The sequence below is a fragment of the Nonomuraea antimicrobica genome (assembly GCF_039536965.1).
In the GTDB taxonomy this organism is placed as follows: domain Bacteria; phylum Actinomycetota; class Actinomycetes; order Streptosporangiales; family Streptosporangiaceae; genus Nonomuraea; species Nonomuraea antimicrobica.
In genome coordinates this window covers 1-937 of sequence record NZ_BAAAZP010000134.1, presented here as the reverse complement: position 1 = coordinate 937, position 937 = coordinate 1, and the positions used below count along the sequence as shown (strand labels likewise).

The following is a 937-nucleotide window of genomic DNA, read 5'->3' as shown; positions in this document are numbered from 1 at the left end:
ATCCGCTGGAGAGTACGAGGCGAAACCACTTCCGGCGTTGCCGGCCCGTGGTCCGACTGGCTCGCCACCACCATCGACATCCGCAAGCCGTCCGTGGCGGAATTGTCGATGACGCCGGCGACATGGGACGCCGCGACCTGGACAGCGGCTGCGACTTCGCCGTGGCTCTACGCCAAGGTGACCGACCCGGAGAACGGAGAATCTTCGCTCGCCGTGGAGATCGAGCACGACCCGGCGGCGACCGGCCAGGGCACCGGCTTGATCTGGACCGGGAAGAGTGCACGGGCGTACGGCTCGGGCGAGAACGCGTGGGTTCAGGTCCCGTCCGGGAAGCTGACCGATGGCATGAAGGTCCGCTGGCGGGCGCGGGGTGAGACGGCCTCCGGCGTGGTCGGCACGTGGTCGGACTGGGTCGCGGCAGGCATCGACCTGAGCAAGCCGTCGGTGGAGGCACTGGGCATGGATCCGGCTCTGCCGGGGTCCGCGTCGTGGACGGCGAGATCGTTGACGCCGTGGCTGTACGCCAGGATGACCGACCCGGAGAACCGATCCGGCAAGCTCGACGTACAGGTGGAGCATGACCCTGCGAAACCCGACCAGGGGGCGGGCCTGATCTGGTCGGGCACCTCGGACAGGGAGTACGCGTCCGGCGACAACGCCTGGGTGGCCGTCCCGGCAGGGAAGCTGATCAACGGCTGGCAGATCCGCTGGCGGGCGCGGGCCACGACCACCTCCGGAATGTCGGGACCGTGGTCGGCTTGGGTACCGGCCCGGGTGGACACGAAGGTGTCCAACACGATTCCGCCCGCTCCGGTGGTGGGCAAGATATCCGCCCCTGGTCAGCTGGTCTCGGGCGTGTGGATTTTGCCGAGTGCCGGTCCGGTGTTCACGGCGGCGATCTCCGATGCCGATCGGCGGCCTGGTGTGCTGGAGGCGG

At 69.1% G+C, this 937-nt stretch carries 1 protein-coding gene; it reads left to right on the top strand.

The window, feature by feature from the left end; genetic code table 11:
• Positions 1-108: 108 nt before the first annotated feature.
• The coding region (locus tag ABD844_RS34340; RefSeq protein WP_344887226.1) for a hypothetical protein at positions 109-937 on the top strand (829 nt) is incomplete at its 3' end.